This window comes from Halorussus halobius (genome assembly GCF_004765805.1).
In the GTDB taxonomy this organism is placed as follows: domain Archaea; phylum Halobacteriota; class Halobacteria; order Halobacteriales; family Haladaptataceae; genus Halorussus; species Halorussus halobius.
On sequence record NZ_ML219773.1, the window covers coordinates 159,747 to 179,358 of the forward strand.

Consider the following 19,612-nt stretch of genomic DNA (forward strand, 5'->3'; position numbering starts at 1 on the left):
ATGGAATCCGACTACGACGTCGCGGTCGTCGGCGGCGGCCCCGCGGGCTGTGCTGCCGGCGTCTTCGCGGCGCGGTACGGTCTCGACGTCGTCGTGTTCGACCGAGGTCCCTCGTCGCTTCGCCGGTGTGCGTTTCTGGAGAACTACCCCGGCTTTCCGGCGGGCGTCGACGTGGAGACGTTCTACGACCTGCTCCACGAACACGTCGCCGAGGCCGGCTGTGCGCTCGCGTCCGAACTGGTCGCGTCGGTCGCCCGAGGCGACTCCGACTCGGCGTTCGCGGTCGAGACCCAGGACGGCCGGCGCGTCACCGCGACCCGCGTCGTCGCGGCCACGCGCGAGGCCGCGCCGTACCTGCGCCCGCTCGACGAGGGCGCGATGTTCGAGACCTCGGACCACGGCGACGAGGAGCGCGAGCGATTCGACCCCGACTACGCCGACGCGGGCGGCCAAACCCCGGTCGAGGGGCTCTACGTCGCCGCGCCCGCCGGGGAACTGAACGCACAGGCGGTCGTCTCGGCGGGCCACGGTGCTCGGGTCGCTCGTACCCTGCTCGCGGACTATCGACGCGAGCAGGGGTATCCCGACGCGCTCGCCGACCACTGGGACTGGCGTCGCCGTGCCGCCGAACTCGACGGCGAGTGGGGCGACCGCGACCGCTGGCGGGAGTGGTTCGACGCGCAGGTACCCGAGGACCACCCCGTCTCCGAGGACCGCCTCGCGGACCTCCGGGAGGCCGACGTCGACCGCCGCTTCGACGCGTACCTCACCGAGTCGGCGGTCGAGGAGCGCGCGGAACGCGGCCTCGAACGACTCGTCGAGACGCTGGGGCCCGAACGGATTCTCGACGCAATGGACGACGAGCGGATTCGGGGGTACCTCGGCGCGGAGTGACGGCTCGCCGGCGGCGTCGAGAGGAAAGAACTAAATTTGTTTAGGCGGGCCTAAAATACATGGTTGGCATCGAAGACCGGCGCGGCGACCCGACGCGACGCGACTACCTGACCTACGGGGGGTCGGCCGTCGCCACCGGTCTGCTGGCGGGCTGCATGGGCGACCAGTTGTTCGTGGAGTCGGGAGCCGATGGGACGACGACCGACTCGGGCGACACAGGGGGCGGCGACACCCACTCGGTCGCGATGTCGCCGATGGGCGAGGTCGAGTTCGAGGGCGTCCCCGAGAGCGCGTTCACCATCTACCCCCAGTACGCCGACATGGCGGTGGCGCTGGGCCACGGCGACGCCATCAACGCGCTGTACGTGCCCGAGATGTCCGGGACGACGATGAACCGCTACTACCACCGCCTCGACGGCGTCTCGTTCGACTGGGAGGGCCTCGACGACCCGCTCGACGTCGGCCTCTCGAAGGAGCTCCTCTACGACCTCGACAGCGACGTCCACCTCGCCGACCCCGCGTGGGTCACGACCCAGGACAACTGGAGTCGGTCGGACGTCGACGACGTCGCCACGCAGCTCGCGCCGTGGTTCGGCAACTTCTACAGCGGAACGCGGGCGTCGCCGCCCGCCGAGTACGAGGACTACGAGTACTACGACCTCTGGGAGCTGTTCGGCAGGGTCGCCGGGGTGTTCGACGAGCGCGACCGCTACGAGGCGCTCGCGGCGGTCCACGACGACCTCGTCTCGACGATACAGTCCGACCGCCCGCCCGAGGACGAGCGCCCGACCGCGGTGCGGGTCACGCTCTCGGGCGACGGCGACGCGTTCTGGACCTACCACCTCAACGAGCCGGGCTACTGGCTGGCCGACACCCGGCCGCTGGGCGCGCGCGACGCGTTCGCCGACGCGGACTGGGAGGGCCTCTGGGGAACCGTCGACTACGAGGCGATGCTCGAAGCCGACCCGGACGTCGTCCTCCACCTCTGGGGCATGACGCCGTCCTACAGCACGGCCGACGCCCGAGCGTCGCTCGAAGACCATCCCGCGGGGCGGAACCTCGCTGCGGTCCAGAACGACCGCGTGTACTCCGCCGGGATGCGGTATCAGGGGCCGCTGATGAACCTGTTCCAGCTTGAGATGGGCGCGAAGCAGCTCTACCCCGACCGGTTCGGCGAGTGGCCGGGCCACGAGGAGGGCGAGCCGTATCCGGAGATTCCCGCGGACGAACGGCTGTTCGACCGCGACCGGGTGGCGGACATCGTCACTGGGGAGTCGGTTTGAGGCGTCGCGGCGAGATTCTATTCGGTTTCCCAGTCGGGATGGGTACTCGGCTCCGGAACTACTCCGACTGCGTCACGCAGTTCGGACTCCTCCACCCACGGTCGACACCGGTCGTGTAGCTCGAACAGTCGGAACTCGTTGAGATGGACCCAACTGTACGACGCGACGTCGTCGTCAGCTCGTTCGCGGACCGCGTCGACGAGTTCGCCCTTCGAAACGTCGATTCCGTTCTCCTGCGCGTCCGTTATCAGCGATTCGAGTCGCTCGTCCGTCTCGTCATCGTCGAGGTCGTCGCTGTGGTAGATGTCCATCGCGGCAGCGACGACGTCCGGTTTCCCGTCGAAGTTCTCTCCCGTCATCCAGCAGTAGTCCCTCGGGAGTGCGTACGATTTGTCGAAGTACGGCGTCTCGCTGATCTTCCCGAGTTCGGTTACTTCTCCACCTGCGTCCTGCTCGTACACGCCGACGACGAAATCCGCGTACGCCGCGAGCAGATGGAATCGGATTCTGAACTCCGGGAGTCGGTCGAGTCCGATCTCCCGGAGGTCGCCCATCACGAAGGCGTAGGCGCTGAGCCGCCTGTTCAATTCGTTCTCGACCGTCCGGAGGCGACGGACGTACGGGTCCCGATAGCTTCCGAGGACGAAGTAGCACGTCTCCGGGGTCTGTAGATGGGGGAGTTCGTCGTTTGCGAATCCCAGAATCTCGGCAGTCTCGTCGGGTTCTAGTTCGAGACCGTGGAGGGCTTCGTCTACGGCGGCCTCGATTTCGTCCGCATTGGGTGGTATCGCTGGGTCCGCCATTGGTTTTCGACTCGTGTTGCACCTGTTTATATATTTCTGACTTATTTGGATATTCTACGAGAAACCATATTGGTTGACCCAAAGTGTTATTGCTCGCCCCATCGAAGCATTCCCCATGAGCGATAGCTCGTCGAGAAGTGGGTCCGGTCCGTTCGAGGAGCAACGGCGCATCTTCGACCTGCTCTCGCAGGAGACGCGCCACCTCGTCATCCAGTACGTTCTCGGTCATCCGGAACACCTCGCGTCGCTCGACGAGTTGGATTACATGATTCCGAAGAGCAAGGCCGCCATCAGCGACCAACTCGACAATCTTATCGAGGCAGATATTCTCGGTCTCTATCGCTACGAACCGAGTGAGGGAAAGCGCGACCTACCCTCGAAGTTCTACGGGTTCACTGAACACGGTATCGAAGTTCTTGACAAGTACAACTACCTTCGTGGCGTTCCCGTGGCCCGAGCGTTGTACAAAAACACTCGAAAGTCGGAGAAAATCGAGCGCCACGAGGATGCTCCTAGACCAGAGCTTCCCGATACCGTTTCTGATGCTCTCTCTAGCGATAGTTCCGGGACTTCACCGTTAGAAACCCACGTTCGGGCGGTGGCTGAGAGTGAGGAGACCGCAGACGAACTACTAGAAATCACGGAAGCGCTGGCATTCCTTACGTCGCAGGGACAGGACGACGTTGCTGATGTCGAAATCGGAGGCAAGGAATACCGTCTGGTAGAGAAATCCGAAGGAGACGCCGAGAAAGAACCAGCCGAAAGCTAATCAGTCCCCCGTAACCGGGTCCCGGCTCCAGAACGTGCTGTCCTTCTCTAATTTCGGCACCCACGTCTCGTCGGTCTTCGACAGCAGGGCGACCCGCGAGACCGGCACCTCCTTCAGGTACTCGTGGTCGGGCATGTGGGCCCGTATCGCCTCCGCAAACTCCCGCACGTCCTCGTGGTCGAGCATCGACTCGCGGGCCACCCGGTCGCGGGATTCGCCGACGTGCATGTACGATTTCAGTTCCACGAAGTCGGGGTCCGCGCGCCGGTAGAAGCCCGCGTACCAGTCGGGATGGTGGACGTTCTCGCCGCCCACGAGCGTCGTCCGGAGGACGGTCCGAGTCTCGTCTTTCCCCGCGAGCACGTCCATCGTCTCGACCAGTTTCTCCCACGCGTCGTCCTCCATGGCCTTGACGACCTCGTCGAAGGTGTGGCGCTCGGGGGCGTCGACGCTGACGTACAGCTGGGTCGGGTCGCACTCGGCCAGTACCTCGGGCCGGGTGCCGTTCGAGACGAGGAACGTGGTGATGTCCCGGTCGTGGAACGCCTCGATGAGTTCCGGCAGATAGGGGTACAGCGTCGGCTCGCCGTCCAGGCTGATGGCGACGTGGCGGGGCTCCATCGACTCCTCGAAGCGCTCGCGGGGCACCTCGTCGTTGCCCCCGAACCCCGACAGGAGTTTCCGCTGGAGGTCGATGCTGGCGTCGACGACCGCCGCGGGGTCGTCCCACTCGACGTCGCCCAGCTCGTAGGCGTGGCCGGCGTGGTCGCGCCAGCAGAAGACGCAGCGCTCGTTGCACTTGACCACCGGCGTCATCTGGATGCACCGATGGGACTCGATGCCGTAGAAGACGTTCTTGTAGCACTTGCCCTCCCCGCGCATGGCGTTGGCGGTCCACCCGCAGGTCTGGGCGGCGGTGTGGTTCTCGTGGTGGTACGCCGGCGCGTCCACCTGCTTCGGGCCGTCCGAGTCGCTCATTGGCGAACAGATGGCGACCGAGGCTGAAACGTTCTTTCCTCCGGTCCGACCGCGCGCTCGCCCCGAACGAGTCGACCCGCCCGGTCGGCTCCCGGCCGGGTCAGTGCTCGTCCACGAGCGGCATCGCGGCGAGGCGGGCCGATGCGATGGTCGTGAGCCCGCGGGCCGTCACCGAGTCGGTCGCCCGCTTGGCGTGGGCGGTCTCCAGGCCGACGTCGTCGGCGACCGGCACCAGCCGAATCGCGAGCCCCTCGTCGGTCACGTCGCACAGCAGGTACGACTGCGGGAACGAGCAGGTCGTCGGCGTCGCCACCTCGCGGACGTCCCGGTACTCGCCGAACGCGGGCAGGTGGTAGTGGCCGGTGAACACGACCGACGCGCCGCCCGCCGCCAGCGTCTCGGCGAACGGGCCGGGGTCGCGCAGCCCCGGCACGGCCGTCATCTCCGGCTCGACCGCCTCGCGGTGGCGGTCCAACTGGTCGCTGACCGCCGGGAGGTTGTGGTGTGCGACGACGACCGGATTCCGCGCGCCGTCGAGGAGTTCGGCCACGCGGTCGCGTTGGGCGGCGTCGACGCGACCGCCGTGGGTCCCGAACAGCCGGTCGGCGGTCCCGGCCGTGTTCACCCCGACGACGTCGACGTCGCCGACCCGAACCCGGTACGGGAACTCCCCGGCACCGTATCGGTCCGCGAACTCGGTGACCGCGAGGGCGTCGTGGTCGTCCCCGTCTTTCGCCACGTCGTGGTTGCCCGGAACCGCGTAGAACGGCGCGTCGAGACGGTCGAGCGCGTCGTCGACCGCCTCGTAGTTCCACGGCTCGCCGTCCTTGGTCAGGTCGCCCGGGGAGAGCACCGCGTCGACGTTCCGGTCCGAGATGTCCTCGAGCGCCGCCTCGAAGTGGTCGCGCGTGTGCTCGAACAGCTTCGAGGTCCCTTCCGCGCGGGTCGAGACGTGCGGGTCGGCCACGACCGCGAACCGCGTGGCGTCGGCGGTCGGGCGGTCGAGCCGGCCGAACGCGGGGCCGGTCATGTTTCCTCCGGGAAGAACGCGGTCGGGTCGTCGTGGACGAACGACGCGACCCGCGTCCCGTCGAGCAGGTGGACGTGCGAGTGCATCGCCCCGCGCGAGCGAGCGGCCGACGCGAGCGATTCGCCCCGCGCGAGGTCGACGGCCCCGACGAGCAACACCGCCTGCCGGCGGTCCGCGTCGGTCACCCGCGTCAGGGCGTACAGGTCCGACCCCGACCGTCGGCTGAAGACGCGATAGCTGTCGAACGACCCGCGCTCGACCGCCGCACCGAGCGGGTCGGCGACGTCGCCCTGCGCGACGTAGACGAGCCCGACTTCGTCGGTGTCGCCGTGGCGAGGGAGCTCCGGTTCGACGTGGCCCGCGCGGACGGTCACGACGTCGTACCCGTCCTCGCGCAGGTCGGTCTCCATCTCGCTGGCGGCCGCCAACGTGCGAGCCCACCCGTTTCGAGTCCGTCGAGTGCTGTCGGCCATCGCTCGTATCTGGCTGTTCCGAACGTAAAGAAGTTCTTAACATTTCACTATGTAGGTGTACGTACCGGTGATTTCCCACCGATATGGTATTGCGTGCTATTATAAGGGGTAATATGGGTCGGGGCGAACAACTGGTCCGATGGCCGAAAAGAAAACCCGACGACAATTCCTCACCGCGACCGGCGTCGGTGCGGTGACCGCCGTTGCGGGATGCACCGGGAACGCCCCCGACGAGACCGCGACCACCACCGAGGAGTCGGACTCGTCCGGAGAGACGTCCGGAAGCACGGACGACCCCGAGACCGAAGCGACGGACGAGGGGTCCGAGACCGACGGCGAGAGCGTCCTCCAGATGCTGGCGACCGGCTCCATCCAGACGCTCGACCCCATCAACGCGAAGGGGTCGGGCGCGGGCTACGACCAGTACGGCCAGTCGCTGATGGAGTTCGACAACGGCAACTACCCGCCGGTTGGCGCGCTCGCCGAGGACTACTCGATGTCCGACGACGGGCTCACGTACACCTTCGACCTGCGCGAGGGCGTCACCTTCCACGACGGCTCGGAGTTCACCGCCCACGACGTCGTCTACTCCTACCGGCGGCTCGCCGGGTCCGAGAACTCCCGGAACCGCGACGACATCATCGGGCAGACGATGACCATCGACCACGAGAAGGACGCCTCGCGGACCGAACCCACCGACGAGGAGACGCTCGAAGACTACGTGCCCGGCAGCCTCGCGGTCGAGGCCGTCGACGACTACACCTTCGAGATGACGCTCAGACAGCCGTTCGAGTACACCCTCTTCCAGATCGCCGGCGGCGCGTTCGCCGTCCTCCCCGAGGGCGCGGTCGGCGACGTCGAGGGCTACGACGGCGAGTACGAGTACAACGAGTTCTTCAGCACGGCCGGCGACGGCCCGACGTACGCGGGGCTCGGCCCCTTCGAAGTCGACTCGTGGACGAAGGGCGACCAGATTCACCTCACCGCCTTCGACGACTACTACGGCGAGGGACCGCAACTCGACGGCATCACCTACACCGTGGTCGGCAGCGGGAACACCCGCCTCAGCCGCTTCCGGAACGAGAACGCCGACATCCTCGAAGGGATGCCCACGGCGTCGTTCGTCCCGGACAACGTCGAGATCGAGGACGACAGCGGCACCGGGGGCGTCGGGACCTACACCTTCGACGACGGCACGACGGTCAACTACGGCGAGATTCCCTCGCTGTCGACCGAGTACCTCGTCTTCAACGCGCTCGAAGTCCCGTTGCCGGTCCGGCGCGCGTTCGCCTACGCGATGAACCAGCACGACATCGCCGAGAACGTGTACAAGGGGACCGCGAAGGCGGGCTACCACATCACGCCGCCGGCCCCGTACCCGACGTTCGAGGACGGCGTCTCCGGCGAGGAGTCGTACGACCGCCACGCCGAGGAGGGCTACCAGTCGACCACCGAGTTCGGTGCCGACGGCTACCCGTACGGCTACGGCGAGACGCGCCTCGACGACGCCCGCGCGGTCATGGAGGAGGCCGGCTACGGCGAGAACGACCGCTACTCGGTGACCGGGACGACCATCACGGGCGACAGCGGCTACGAGCAGGTGTTCGGCCGGATGCAGTCGAAGCTCCGGTCGGCGTACATCGACCTCGAAATCGAGGAGGCCGAGTTCGGCACCATCATCAGCCGGGCCATCTCGGGCGACATGGAGGTGTTCGGTCTCGGCGACGGGATGGAGTACCCGGGTCCGCAGAACTTCCTCCGATTCCTCCACGGCCAGAACCCCAGCAACCAGTTCACGCGCTGGGGCGCGGAGGACAGCTACCACACCGAGGAGTACCGGGAGATAGCTCGCGAGGCGTGGGAGAACAACTACGCGGCCGAGGACGCCACCCAGGCGTCGCGCAACGAGGCCTTCCAGACCGTCGAGGAGATAAACTGGGCGTCGGTCCAGGAGCTGCCGACCGTCCACACCGCGAGCCAGCGCTTCTGGCACGACTACGTGGACGTGGAGATGTACGGCGTCATGGAGAACCAGACGTTCAACGACGTCACGCTGGACCGGTAACCGACCCCAGCCGTGGCTGACTCTCTCAGGACAACGATGAACACGAGACGACGCGAGCCCGGCCGCCGATCGCGCCGAGGCGCTCGCACCGTTCCGGGGGCGAAGCGGGTGTGATACCGTGAGCAGACTCGCATACCTCGCGAAGCGGCTGTTGATGATGGTACCGGTGGTGTGGCTGGGGACCTCGATGACGTGGTTCGTCATCTTCATGGGACCCATCGACCCCGCCTCGCGGTTGCTGAGCGAAGGACAGACCCGCAACACCGACGCCTACGAGGCCGCCCAGCACCAGCTCGGGCTGAACCAGCCGCCGCTCGAACACTACGTGACGTGGATGACCGACCTCCTCACCTTCGACCTGGGCCAGACGTTCCTCCTCTATCAGGGCTCGAACGTCAACGCGCTCATCCTCGAGTTCCTGCCCCGCACCCTCTGGCTGGGGTTCTGGTCGGTCCTCATCGCGGTGCTGGTCGGCGTCCCGCTCGGGTTCTACGCGGGGATGCGCTCGAACAGCCTCGCGGACTACACCGCGTCGATGGGCGGCATCGTCTGGCGGGCGATGCCGAACTTCTGGCTCGCCATCATGCTGCTGGCCCTGCTGAGCGCGTCGCCGACGGTGTTCGGGGTCTCGTTCTCCTGGGAGACGTTCCTCGTGACCATCGACTCCATCTCGGGCAGTCCCGACCTCTCGCGCCTCGACACCGTCGGCGGGTTCCTCGCCGCGACCAAGAAGGTGCTGCCGGCGGCAATCGTCCTCGGCTCGGCGTCGATGGGCAACGAGATGCGCATCGGCCGCACCGCGGTCCTCGAGGTGCGCAACGAGAACTACGTCGACCTCGCCAGGGCGAAGGGCGTCTCCGACCGGATGCTCGTCTGGAAGCACGTCCTCCGGAACGCGCTCGTCCCGCTCGTCCCCATCATCACCAGCGAGGCGTTCCTGCTCATCGGCGGGTCGGTGCTGGTCGAGACCGTGTTCGGCATCAACGGCATCGGCTACCTGTTCTATCAGGCGGCCATCCAGGGCGACCTGCCGCTGGTCGGGACGCTGATGTACGTCTTCATCCTCATGATCGTCGCTATCAACCTCGTTCAGGACGTGCTGTACACCGTAATCGACCCGCGGGTCGCGCTGGAGGGGGCCTGAGATGGCGGGGGTACGCGACGCGCGACCCCGGACCTCCGCGCTGTTGGGCGTCGACGCGACGGCCGCGGTCTGGCTCGGCGCTGGCGCGGTGTTGTTCGCGCTCGAAGCCGGCGCGGCCGCGAACTTCGTCGTCGGACTGCTCGCGGACGCGGTCGCCGCGCTCCCGGCCGTCGGCGGGACCGACCGGGTGCTGGCCGCCGCCGTCGAGGCGCTCGACGGTCTCGCACGCTTGACCGAGTCGGTTCCCACGCTGCTCTCCCGCGAGACGATTCCCAACGACGGCCACTGGAACGGCACCCGGTGGGTCGACACCTTCGCCGGCCTCTCGCCCGCGGCGGCGTGGGGCGTCCGCGTCGCGCTGGTGTACCTCTACGCGTTCTGCTGGGCCGGGTGGGCCGTCGCCGGCTACCGGCTGTACCGCCGGCGGTATCGGTCGGCCGACTGGTCGCCCCGCGACGACATCGCCGACCGCTTCCGGACGCACGCGTGGGGCATCTTCGGCCTCCTCGTCGTCTTCATGTTCGTCGTGATGGCGGTGTTCGCCCCGGCGCTCGGGCCGACCACCGTCGAGAAGAACATGCGGGACTCGTATAGCTACGAGTTCGAGTACTGGGACGGCGCGTCCGGTAGCGTCGAGACCACGCTCGTCGGCGAGGCCAATCTGGCGTCCCAGTCGATGGGCAACGAGCGGGTGATGCCGATGGCCTACGACGACTTCGGCCGGTTCCACCCGTTCGGCACGCTGCCGTCGGGACAGGATTTGTTCACCTTCATCGCGGTCGGGTCGCGGATATCGCTGGTCATCGGCGTGCTCTCGGTGGGGCTGAGCGCGCTCATCGCGACGTCGCTGGCGCTGACCGCCGCCTACTACAAGGGCCGGGTCGACCTCGGGATGGTGTTGCTCTCGGACGCGGTGATGGCGATGCCACAACTGCTCTTGCTCATCATGCTCACGACGGTCCTGGCGGACACGTGGATCGGCGGCGTCTACAGCGGCGCGTTCGTGCTGGCGCTCATCTTCGCGTTCACCGACTGGACGTACATGTGGCGGTCGCTCCGCGGCCCGGCGCTGCAGGTGTCCGAGCGCCAGTGGATAGACGCGGCCGAGAGCTTCGGCCAGCGACCCCGGACCATCATGCGAAAGCACATGCTCCCCTACATCACGGGGTACCTGCTGGTGTACGGGTCGATGACGCTCGGCGGGGCCATCATCGCCATCGCGGGGCTGTCGTACCTCGGACTCGGCGTCGCCCCGCCGACGCCCGAGTGGGGCCGCGCCATCAACCTCGGCCAGGACTACGTGACCACCGGGTCGTGGCACATCTCGCTCATCCCGGGCGTGCTCATCACGCTCGTCGTGACCGGGTTCAACGCGCTGGGCGACGGCATCCGTGACGCCATCGACCCACAGTCGGACGGCTCGACCGGCGGGATGGCCGGTCGCGGAGGTGGCGCGTGAGCGACCGACCCGACGGCGGCCAGCCCCTGCTGGCCGTGCGGGACCTCCGGACCGTCTTCCACACCGAGCGCGAGACGATTCGGGCGGTCGACGGCATCTCGTTCGACATCCGGCGCGGCGAGACGGTGGGGCTGGTCGGCGAGTCCGGGTCGGGCAAGTCGGTCACCGCCCGGTCGCTGCTCGGCCTCGTCGACCCGCCCGGCGTCGTCGAGGGCGGCGAGATTCGGTTCAAGGGCGAGGACCTGACCGACGTCGGCTGGGACGACCACCGCGGCGAGATATCCATCGTCTTCCAGGACCCGAGCAACTCGCTGAACCCCGTCTACACGGTCGGCAACCAGATTCGGGAGGCGCTCAAGATACATCGGGGCCTCCGGGGCGAGGCCGCGGTCGAGCGCGCGGTCGACCTGCTGGAGACGGTCGGCATCCCCGACCCGAAGCGCCGCGTCGACGAGTACCCCCACCAGCTGTCGGGCGGCATGCAACAGCGCGCGGTCATCGCCACGGCGCTGGCCTGCGACCCCGACCTGCTGGTGTGCGACGAGCCGACGACCGCGCTCGACGTCACCATCCAGGCCCAGATTCTCGACCTGCTCGACGACCTCCGGACCGAGGAGGGGCTGGCCGTCCTCTTCATCACCCACGACATGGGCGTCATCGAGGACGCCACCGGCCGCGTGAACGTGATGTACGCCGGCGAAATCGTCGAGCGCGCACCGACCACGACGCTGTTCGAGGACCCGAAACACCCCTACACCCGGGCGCTGCTCGAGAGCATCCCGGGGAGCGTCTCGGTGGACGAGCGACTGCCGACCATCGAGGGCGAAGTCCCGACGCCGTCGGAACCGCCCAGCGACTGTCGCTTCGCGCCCCGGTGCCCGGCGGCGTTCGAGGACTGCTCGGCGGTCCACCCCGAACTGACTGACGTCGGCGGGCACGGGCGCGACCACGCGGCGGCCTGCCTGCTTCACGACGACGACTTCGCCACGGAGGACGACCGATGACCACGAGACACCCACCAACCGACCGACGGGACGACCGGACCGCCGTGTCGGCCGAGCCGTTCGTCTCGGTCCGGAACCTGACGACGTACTACCACGACTCCTCGATGCTCTCCTCGCAACCGCCCGTGAAGGCGGTCGACGGGGTCTCGTTCGACGTCCGCGAGGGCGAGACCGTGGGGCTGGTCGGCGAGTCGGGCTGTGGCAAGACCACGCTGGGCCGAACGATACTCGGGCTCGAATCCCCGACCGACGGGACGGTCCTGTCCCGGGGCGAGGACGTGACCGACCTCGACGCCGCGGAGCGCGGCGAGTGGGTCCGCAAGACGGGGATGGTGTTTCAGGACCCCGAGGAGAGCCTGAACGAGCGGATGACCGTGGGGGAAATCGTCCGGGAACCGCTCGACGCCCACGAGTGGCAGACGCCCGACGAGCGCGAGCAGCGTGTCCGTGAGCTGCTCGAACGGGTGGGGCTCAACGAGGAACACTTCTACCGGTATCCCCACCAGTTCTCGGGGGGCCAGCGCCAGCGCGTGGGCATCGCGCGGGCCCTGGCGCTCGAACCCGAGTTCCTCGTCCTCGACGAGCCGGTGTCGGCGCTCGACGTGTCCGTGCAGGCGCGCATCATCAACCTGCTCGAAGACCTCCAGACGGAACTCGGCCTCTCGTACCTGTTCATCGCCCACGACCTGAGCGTGGTCCGCCACATCGCCGACCGGGTCGCGGTGATGTACCTCGGGAACGTCGTCGAGATGGGGCCGACCGAGCGCGTGTTCGCCGACCCCCGACACCCGTACACGGTCTCGCTCCTCTCGGCCATCCCCGGGAGCGCGTCCCCGTGGACGGGCGACCGAATCACGCTCCGCGGGACGCCGCCGAATCCCCGCCACCCGCCGTCGGGCTGTCCGTTCACCACCCGGTGTCCGGCCAAGATTCGCCCGGACGAGTACGACCTCGACGAGGACGCGTGGCGCGCGCTCGACGCCCTCCGGTCGGTCTTCCGGACCCGGTCGCGCGACCCGCCCACGCTTCTCGACCGGGCGAAGCGCGTGCTCGGGCGCGAGACCGTCGACGACACCGTCCGGGCCGCGGTCGACGACCACGTCGGCGACGCCGACCTGCCCGACGAGGTCCGGGCGATAGTCGACGAGGCGGTCGAACTGGCCCGGGGCGGCGAGTATCGCGCCGCCGCCGACAGGCTGGCGGCGTCGCTGGGCTCGCGCTGCGACGCCGAGCACCCCGAGTTCCACCGTTCGGACCGACGCCGGAGCGCGTGCCACCGGGCCGAGCCCGGATACGACGACGTTCGCACCACCCTCGAACGACGCCACGCGAGCGCGGCCGACGGCCGACCGAACGACCGCCGGGGGGCGGACGGGTAGATGGTCACCGAACGCATCGAGTCGGCTCGGTCGCGCCTGACCGACGAACGGCGGCGGACGCGGGCGGAACGGGACGCGTTCGAGTCGTTCCGGTCGCGCGTCGACCGCATCTCGGCGTCGCCCCCCGAGCCGGGCCGAAACGTCCCGCCGACGGTGCGCGGGTCGCCCGGTCGGTCCGGCGACGGGGCGGCCGCCGTGCGGGACGCCTACGAGGCGACCGTGATGGCGACGCCCCACTACGAGGCCGACTACGGTGACGAGTACGCCGAGAGCGTCACCGTGGAGTTCGGCCGGGAGCTGGCCGAGGCGCTCGCGCGCGCCGACGCCACGACGCCGGTGTTGAAACGCCGGCTGCTCCACGCCGCCGAACGGGCGACCGACAGGCGCGACCGGTTCCTCGACGTCCTCGACGCCGAGCGCGCGACCCTCGACGAGGCCGAGCGGGCGCTCGCCGGCGTCGACGACGACCTGACCGCGGTCGGCTCGCGGCCGCTCGCCGACTGCTCGCCCCGCGAGCTCGACCGGTTGGCCGACGACCTCGACCACCTGGCGGCCCGGTGTGAGGACCTCGCGGCCTCGCGCCAGACCGAACTCCGGAGGCAGCGCCGGACCATCGACGTGCCCACCGCCGACCGGAACCTGCAGGCGTACCTGTACCGGACGCTCGACGTCACCCACCCCGTGCTCGCGTCGGTGGCGACGCTCTCGGACCGCGTCCGCCGGCAGGCGGACGCGGTAGAGGCCGCCCGCGCCCGCTCGTCGGTCCGTCCCTGAGAGGGGCCGGAAAACGCGGGGTGGAGGCTCCGGGTCGACGTCGGCGACGACGACCCGCTGTCGGTGGTCGTCGACGGCGACGACGACCCGGCGTGACCGTCGAGTCGTCGACGCGAGTTCCACGGCGTCGTCGGGACCCAGTGGCGTCGAATCCACCTCCTGGTGCTTGACCCCTTGAGCGATTTCCTCGGCTTTACCGGTTCGAGCCTGTCGATGTCGAGACCTGCTCGTTCGACCGTCTCCTCGGTCGAAGCGCTCGCCCGTCCGGAGGCAGCCGCGAGGCCCCTCGCTCCACCGAGGGCACTCGTGAATCCACGTCCGTCTATGGAACTACTGCTCTCGGACGGCTCGTTCATGTCTCGACTATCAGACATATCAGTACAACCCGCGAATCGTCATGTACTTAAATTATCCTGCGCACGTGTCCAAGCAGCGTATGTGTTCACAGTGTGAATATATTCCCGTAGAGACGAAACGCCGGGAGAGATGGTTCCGTGAGCGTTACACTCGTCACGCCGCGGATGTCGAACCCCGTGTCGAGTGGGCTCTCCATCGGGGGAGACGCCAATGAGTAACGGAGCCGCGTTTTTGGGGGCGCAGGCCCTGGTGCCGCTTCAGATTTTCGGGGACTCCTTTCCGACGACGACCTTCGGCCTCGGTGTCGCGTTGCTCGTATTCGGATATCTGATCCGGGTCTATCACATGACCGGTCTGATTGCGGGCATCAACCCGGAGATGGTTCGGGACGAAGACCGTTTGGCGAACCTCGTGGGCGGGACCTTGTTCCTCATGAGCGCTCTCACGTTCGTCTACGGGTTCCTCCTCATGCAGAACCTCGGTGGGGACACTCTTCAGACAGTGTACGAACTCACCCTCGTCGGTATGCTCGTCGTGATGTTCGTCAAGGCTCGGACGGTCTGACTTCCTCAACGACTGACGTCGTGAGTGTGCCCTGCTCGGCCGTAAGCGACCACGAACCCGCTCTCTCGTAATCGCTGCCGGCGCGCCGGGACACGAAATCTACAGGGTGTGCGCGCCGAGTGTCTCGGAGTCGTTCTGAAAGGCTCCGATCTTCCGTGATGTCGAGCCCCCGACAGTCGCTCGAACCACTTGGCCCCGAGCGGTTCATCTCAACGTCAGTTCGAGAGCGCCCGGTCGACCGTAAACCATCTGTCTACGGTCCACGATCCGATTATCGTCCCGGCGAGACTCACGCCGAGCGTGACGAACGTCACCCAGAGTATGTCTACTCCGGGAGCGAAACTCAGGACGAGGAGGGTGCCGAACGCAGGTGCGATACCCACGATGTTCGTCACGTTTTCGAGGTTGTTGACGATTCTGCTCTCGCCCGAAAACAGAGTTACCACGACGGTCACCACGACTGCCCACAGCGCAGCCGGAATCGGTGTCAGGAACGAGGCGTAGACGAGTTCACTGACCTGCGAATTGAACGAGACGCCCAGCGAGAGCAAGAGAACGATAGCGCCGCCGAGACCGACGACCGCGAGTGCGAAAAGCTGTATCAGCGTGATGATCGCTGAACTCGCGATGAGGCCACGGAATACTTCCTCTGGGGCGTACGGCGAGGCGATCAACAACTCGATTCGGCCGCTTTCGATCTCTTGGCGCGTGAACTTCCGTCCAACTCGTAGCCCGGTCAGTGCTCCGAACACCGAGAGGAGGTACGGCCCCTGAATGACCAGCAACGATAGAACGCTCGCACTAGTGTTGTCGAGCCCCTCGAAGTAGAGGCGAGCGTACTGACGGATAGCTCGCTCCGTTGGCCCCGTCAGTAAATGGGGTGCTCGGGCGGTGACGAGCGTCACGGCCAGAAACAGCGCCCCGAATCCGACGGGCGTCAGCAACATCCGCCAGCCTACGACGCGGATTTGACGCCATATCAGCGCCTTCGTGAGCCGGATCGAATTACGGAATCCCGTCATTTTACTCGGTCTTCCCCCTCGAAAAAGTGCTGTAGCGCGTTCTCGTCGGTTCTGACGTCTTCTACTTTCACACCGAGGTCAGCGAGTTGCTCGACGACGTCAGTGACTGTCGTGTCCGGTTCTACCTCGAACTGAACGTACTCGCCCTCGATGCTCGGCTCGTACCCCAGCTCGCGAATCACCGACCTCTGCTCGTTCGACGCTAACTTGAGTTGCAGCAGCCGTCGGCCCGAGTACTCCGCGATAATTTCGTCTCTCGATTCGGACCTCACGACTGTCCCATCGCGTAACAACGCGACGTCGTCGGCGAGTTGGTTTGCCTCGTGCAGGTTGTGTGTCGCGTACAGCACGGTTTTGTCGGACGTCCCAAGACGGCGCAGTAATTGGAGCAGATTCGACCGTATCGATGGGTCGAGTCCCGCCGTCGGTTCGTCGAGAAAGAGTATCGACGGCTCGGATAACAGTCCCCGTGCGATAGCGATCCGTTGGGACTGCCCGCGACTCAACTCCCCGCCGTCTTTCGAGAGAAGATCGTGAAACTCCAGCGAGTCCGCCAACTCGTCGATGCGTTCTCGAACGTATTCCGGAGTGAGGTCGAGAACTCGACCCCAGAACTGGAGATTCCGACGGACGGACAGGTTCGACGTCAGCGATGGTATGTGGGGAACGTAGCCGACTTCCGCCTTTATCGCGGGGTTGTCGAACGGGTCGTCGCCACGTATCGTTACCGTTCCTCGTGTGGGTTCGAGCACGCCCGCCCCGACTCGAAACAACGTCGTCTTTCCGGCACCGTTCGGTCCGATGATAGCAGTACAGCCTGAGTCCAGCCGTAGGTCGACTCCGTTCAGCACCCGCTGTTGGCCGTATTCGGCTACGATATCATTCAACGAAAGGGCACGACGTTTCATCTTGCTAATCTATCGTCGTACGTGACTTGAAAGTTCAGATGTACGGTCACGGGGGCGTTGCGGAATGTCTGAGGCTACGGTGTCGTCCTGACGTCGCCGGGCATGTGGTCGCCTCGATCGATATCTTCGAGCTGGTCGAGAATCTCCTGTTTGTTCTCCGCGAGCGTCGCGAAGTGCTCCTTGTACGTGTCGCCCAGGACAATCTCATCGCGGATGAACTCTTTCCGGTTCTCTTCGACGAACTCCTCGCGGTAGTTCTCGAACAGGGAGTTACAGGCGTGACAGATACCCGTGTACTCCCGGTCGTCCTCGACGTCCATCATCTCGATGAGTTGTTTCGGTCCGACCGTCCGGACCCAGGACCATGGCGACGACCACGTTTTTGAGCTGCTCCCGTTCAGGCGACGCCTCGACGAGGTTGCCGATGTTCTCGGCACCCATGAACGCCGTGTGGAAGTCGTCGTAGCTCGTGTTGAAAATTATCCTGTGCACATGAACGGAATTCGGGCATATCTGCGCCGCGTTCATCCGCCTCTCGCGTACTGCCGGGAACCGCGTCACATTCCTGTCTCGGATCGCGCACCGATTCTGGGCACGAGAGCAAGATACATGTGGAACGGCTGAGAAGACGTCGGCGATGACAGACGGGTCCCCGACCAGACGCGAGTTCCTCGGCGTCGGGGGCTCGACCGTCGCCGTCGGACTCGCGGACGCACCGTGGCGACCCGCCACCGACGCGTTGGCCGACCACCCGTTCGTCCCGACGGCCGACGAGCGCTGGTCGGTCGAGTTCGGCGAGTCGGTGTCGCTGCCCGAACCGGTCGACGGGACGTTCTACGTCGCGACCGGTGAGTACGTCCACGCCCTCTCGACCGACGGCGTCGGGACGTGGCAGTTCCCCGTCGAGGGCGACCGGACGAACGTGACGGTCGGACGCCGCCCGGGGTTCTCGACCGACCGCCACGCTGTGTACGTGGACGACGACGACCGCATCTCCGCGCTCGACCCCGACGACGGCGACGTCCGCTGGCGCTACGAGGACGCCGAAAGTCCGCGCGTCCACGCCACGCTGCCGGGCCTCGTGGTCGCGTTCGACGGCCGACGCATCGCCGACGACGACGCGCTGGTCGGCGTCTCGGCGGCCGACGGCAGCGAGCGCTGGCGGACCGCCTTCGACAGCCACCTCTGGCTCTACGTCCGCCACGACGGCGAGACCCTCTACGCCGGGGCCCAAGACGGGACGTTCCACGCGGTCGACGCCGACGACGGGACCCGGCGCTGGCGGGTCGACCTCTCGGCGGACCTCGCCGACGAGTCGTCCCGCCCGCTCGCGGTCGAACCGACCGCCGACCGCGCGCTCGCGTGGGGTTCGAACTCCGGCGTGCTGTGCGGGCTCGACGCGGCGGACGGCACGGAGCGCTGGCGGGTCGAGACCGACGGCGAGGCGGCGGCGTTCCCGGGCGCGGTCGACGGCGACGCCGTGTACCTCCGGGACGGGCCGGCCCTCCGCGCGCTCTCGGCGGCCGACGGCAGCGAGCGCTGGCGGTACGACCTCGAATCGGAGCCGGCGTCGTTTCCGCTGGTCGACGGCGAAACCGTCTACGTCGGGTCCGGCGACGGAATCCACGCCCTCGCGGCCGACACCGGACGCCGGCGGTGGCGCTCGGGAACCGGCGCGGTCCCGGGAGCCGTCGCGGACGGCACGCTGGTCGCGGACAGCCGGGGGTCGGCGGTGTACGCCCTCGACGCCGAGGACGGACGCCTTCGCTGGCGGTACGACCCCGGGTCCGCGCTCCGGTGGTACCCCCGCGTCAGCGACGGTACCGTCTACCTCAGCACCGAGTCGGGTACCGTGGCCGCCATCTCCGACCCCGGCCCCACGCCCGTCCCGGACGCGCTCCGGGCCGTCGTCTCCCCGGTGGGGCTGGCCGTCGGCGGTCTGCTCGCCGCCGGGGTCGCGCTCGGAGCTGCCCGTCGGCGAAGCTCTACGGACTCGCGCGATTCGCCGTCGGGGTCGGCGGAGGCGACCGCGTTCGCGGACCTCGAACTGCTCGACCCGATTGCGGCGTCCGACCACGCCGCGGTCCACGAGGCTCGCGCGCCGGACGGCACTCGGGTCGCGCTCAAGCGCGTCGACGCCGCGGACGTCGACGCGGCGCGGTTCCGGTCGGCGGTCGAGACGTGGGCCGACCTCGACCACGAGGGCGTCCTCGACGTTCGGGCGTGGGGTCTCGACCCGACGCCGTGGGTCGCGAGCGAGCTCGCGGACGCGAACCTCGCCGACCGCGCCGCCGAGTCGTCCCGGGCCGAACTCGCCCACGCGGTGGCCGACGCGGCCGAGGTGGTCCACCGCGGCCACCGCGAGGGCGTCGTCCACGGCCGACTCGCGCCCGAGAACGTTCTGTTCGTCGGCGGCGAGGTTCGGGTCGCCGACTGGCGACTGGCGGCCGAACTCCATGGGTCGGACGGCGCGGACGGCGAGTCGCCCGACGACGACGTCGAGGAACTCGCCCGGACGCTCGCCGACCTGCTCGGCTCCGAGCAGGTCGGCGAGCGGTCGCGCGTGGGCCAGCAGGCCGCCGCCGACCTCGGTGACGTCCTCTCTCGGACGCTCGCGGACGACCCCGACGACCGCTACGACTCGGCGCTGGCGCTCGCGGACGCGCTCCGGTGGGCGGTCAGGGAGTAGTCACCGGTCGCGTCGGG

General features: G+C 67.5%; 18 protein-coding genes. 11 read left to right on the forward strand and 7 right to left on the reverse strand.

The features are described from left to right. Positions 1-894 (forward strand): FAD-dependent oxidoreductase, encoded by an 894-nt coding sequence (locus tag EPL03_RS00810; protein ID WP_135827436.1) that lies wholly within the window; start codon positions 1-3, stop codon positions 892-894. Between the two features lie 59 nt (positions 895-953). After that, positions 954-2,177, forward strand: a complete 1,224-nt coding sequence (locus EPL03_RS00815) for an ABC transporter substrate-binding protein (RefSeq protein WP_135827437.1) — start codon at positions 954-956, stop codon at positions 2,175-2,177. 17 nt (positions 2,178-2,194) lie between these two features. Here EPL03_RS00815 and EPL03_RS00820 read toward each other — a convergent pair whose 3' ends face one another. Continuing rightward, positions 2,195-2,980: a hypothetical protein gene (locus EPL03_RS00820; RefSeq protein WP_135827438.1), complete on the reverse strand. Its 786-nt coding sequence runs from the start codon at positions 2,978-2,980 to the stop codon at positions 2,195-2,197. A gap of 115 nt (positions 2,981-3,095) precedes the next feature. On the opposite strand from EPL03_RS00820, the gene EPL03_RS00825 reads away from it, so the two are divergent. Continuing rightward, a complete protein-coding gene (locus tag EPL03_RS00825) occupies positions 3,096-3,749 on the forward strand; it encodes a hypothetical protein (RefSeq protein WP_244605175.1) in 654 nt (217 codons plus the stop codon). Here EPL03_RS00825 and twy1 read toward each other — a convergent pair whose 3' ends face one another. From twy1 to EPL03_RS00840, 3 genes are all read right to left on the reverse strand, one after another. Continuing rightward, positions 3,750-4,727, reverse strand: a complete 978-nt coding sequence (gene twy1, locus EPL03_RS00830) for a 4-demethylwyosine synthase TYW1 (RefSeq protein ID WP_135827439.1) — start codon at positions 4,725-4,727, stop codon at positions 3,750-3,752. A gap of 100 nt (positions 4,728-4,827) precedes the next feature. Beyond that, positions 4,828-5,757: a metallophosphoesterase family protein gene (locus tag EPL03_RS00835; RefSeq protein ID WP_135827440.1), complete on the reverse strand. Its 930-nt coding sequence runs from the start codon at positions 5,755-5,757 to the stop codon at positions 4,828-4,830. Further along, the gene (locus tag EPL03_RS00840) at positions 5,754-6,230 is read right to left on the reverse strand and encodes a DUF7529 family protein (RefSeq protein ID WP_135827441.1); all 477 of its coding nucleotides are present in this window, start codon (positions 6,228-6,230) and stop codon (positions 5,754-5,756) included. Before EPL03_RS00840 ends, EPL03_RS00835 begins: the two co-directional genes overlap by 4 nt. Positions 6,231-6,369: 139 nt before the next feature. On the opposite strand from EPL03_RS00840, the gene EPL03_RS00845 reads away from it, so the two are divergent. The 7 genes from EPL03_RS00845 to EPL03_RS00875 all read left to right on the forward strand — a co-directional run bounded on the left by EPL03_RS00845 (position 6,370) and on the right by EPL03_RS00875 (position 14,976). Beyond that, positions 6,370-8,295 carry an ABC transporter substrate-binding protein gene (locus EPL03_RS00845; RefSeq protein WP_135827442.1) on the forward strand — a complete coding sequence of 642 codons (1,926 nt, stop codon included), beginning with the start codon at positions 6,370-6,372 and terminating at the stop codon, positions 8,293-8,295. A gap of 118 nt (positions 8,296-8,413) precedes the next feature. Continuing rightward, the gene (locus tag EPL03_RS00850; RefSeq protein WP_135827443.1) at positions 8,414-9,439 is read left to right on the forward strand and encodes an ABC transporter permease; all 1,026 of its coding nucleotides are present in this window, start codon (positions 8,414-8,416) and stop codon (positions 9,437-9,439) included. A 1-nt stretch (position 9,440) separates the two neighbouring features. Next, positions 9,441-10,898 carry an ABC transporter permease gene (locus EPL03_RS00855; RefSeq protein ID WP_135827444.1) on the forward strand — a complete coding sequence of 486 codons (1,458 nt, stop codon included), beginning with the start codon at positions 9,441-9,443 and terminating at the stop codon, positions 10,896-10,898. Further along, positions 10,895-11,902 (forward strand): ABC transporter ATP-binding protein, encoded by a 1,008-nt coding sequence (locus EPL03_RS00860; RefSeq protein WP_135827445.1) that lies wholly within the window; start codon positions 10,895-10,897, stop codon positions 11,900-11,902. The genes EPL03_RS00855 and EPL03_RS00860 overlap by 4 nt, the downstream gene beginning before the upstream one ends. Further along, positions 11,899-13,281 carry an ABC transporter ATP-binding protein gene (locus EPL03_RS00865; protein WP_135827446.1) on the forward strand — a complete coding sequence of 461 codons (1,383 nt, stop codon included), beginning with the start codon at positions 11,899-11,901 and terminating at the stop codon, positions 13,279-13,281. Before EPL03_RS00860 ends, EPL03_RS00865 begins: the two co-directional genes overlap by 4 nt. Continuing rightward, positions 13,282-14,055, forward strand: coding sequence for a DUF7260 family protein (locus EPL03_RS00870; RefSeq protein ID WP_135827447.1), 774 nt, complete (start codon positions 13,282-13,284; stop codon positions 14,053-14,055). 567 nt (positions 14,056-14,622) lie between these two features. Then, the gene (locus EPL03_RS00875; protein ID WP_135827448.1) at positions 14,623-14,976 is read left to right on the forward strand and encodes a DUF3784 domain-containing protein; all 354 of its coding nucleotides are present in this window, start codon (positions 14,623-14,625) and stop codon (positions 14,974-14,976) included. 215 nt (positions 14,977-15,191) lie between these two features. Here EPL03_RS00875 and EPL03_RS00880 read toward each other — a convergent pair whose 3' ends face one another. The 3 genes from EPL03_RS00880 to EPL03_RS00890 all read right to left on the reverse strand — a co-directional run bounded on the left by EPL03_RS00880 (position 15,192) and on the right by EPL03_RS00890 (position 17,226). Then, a complete protein-coding gene (locus tag EPL03_RS00880; RefSeq protein ID WP_135827449.1) occupies positions 15,192-15,923 on the reverse strand; it encodes a hypothetical protein in 732 nt (243 codons plus the stop codon). Positions 15,924-15,994: 71 nt separating this feature from the next. Then, positions 15,995-16,906, reverse strand: a complete 912-nt coding sequence (locus tag EPL03_RS00885; protein WP_135827450.1) for an ABC transporter ATP-binding protein — start codon at positions 16,904-16,906, stop codon at positions 15,995-15,997. Positions 16,907-16,980: 74 nt separating this feature from the next. Next, positions 16,981-17,226 (reverse strand): hypothetical protein, encoded by a 246-nt coding sequence (locus EPL03_RS00890; protein ID WP_135827451.1) that lies wholly within the window; start codon positions 17,224-17,226, stop codon positions 16,981-16,983. A gap of 317 nt (positions 17,227-17,543) precedes the next feature. Between EPL03_RS00890 and EPL03_RS00900 the strand changes: the two genes are divergently transcribed. After that, positions 17,544-19,595 carry an outer membrane protein assembly factor BamB family protein gene (locus EPL03_RS00900; protein ID WP_135827453.1) on the forward strand — a complete coding sequence of 684 codons (2,052 nt, stop codon included), beginning with the start codon at positions 17,544-17,546 and terminating at the stop codon, positions 19,593-19,595. Positions 19,596-19,612: the final 17 nt, after the last annotated feature.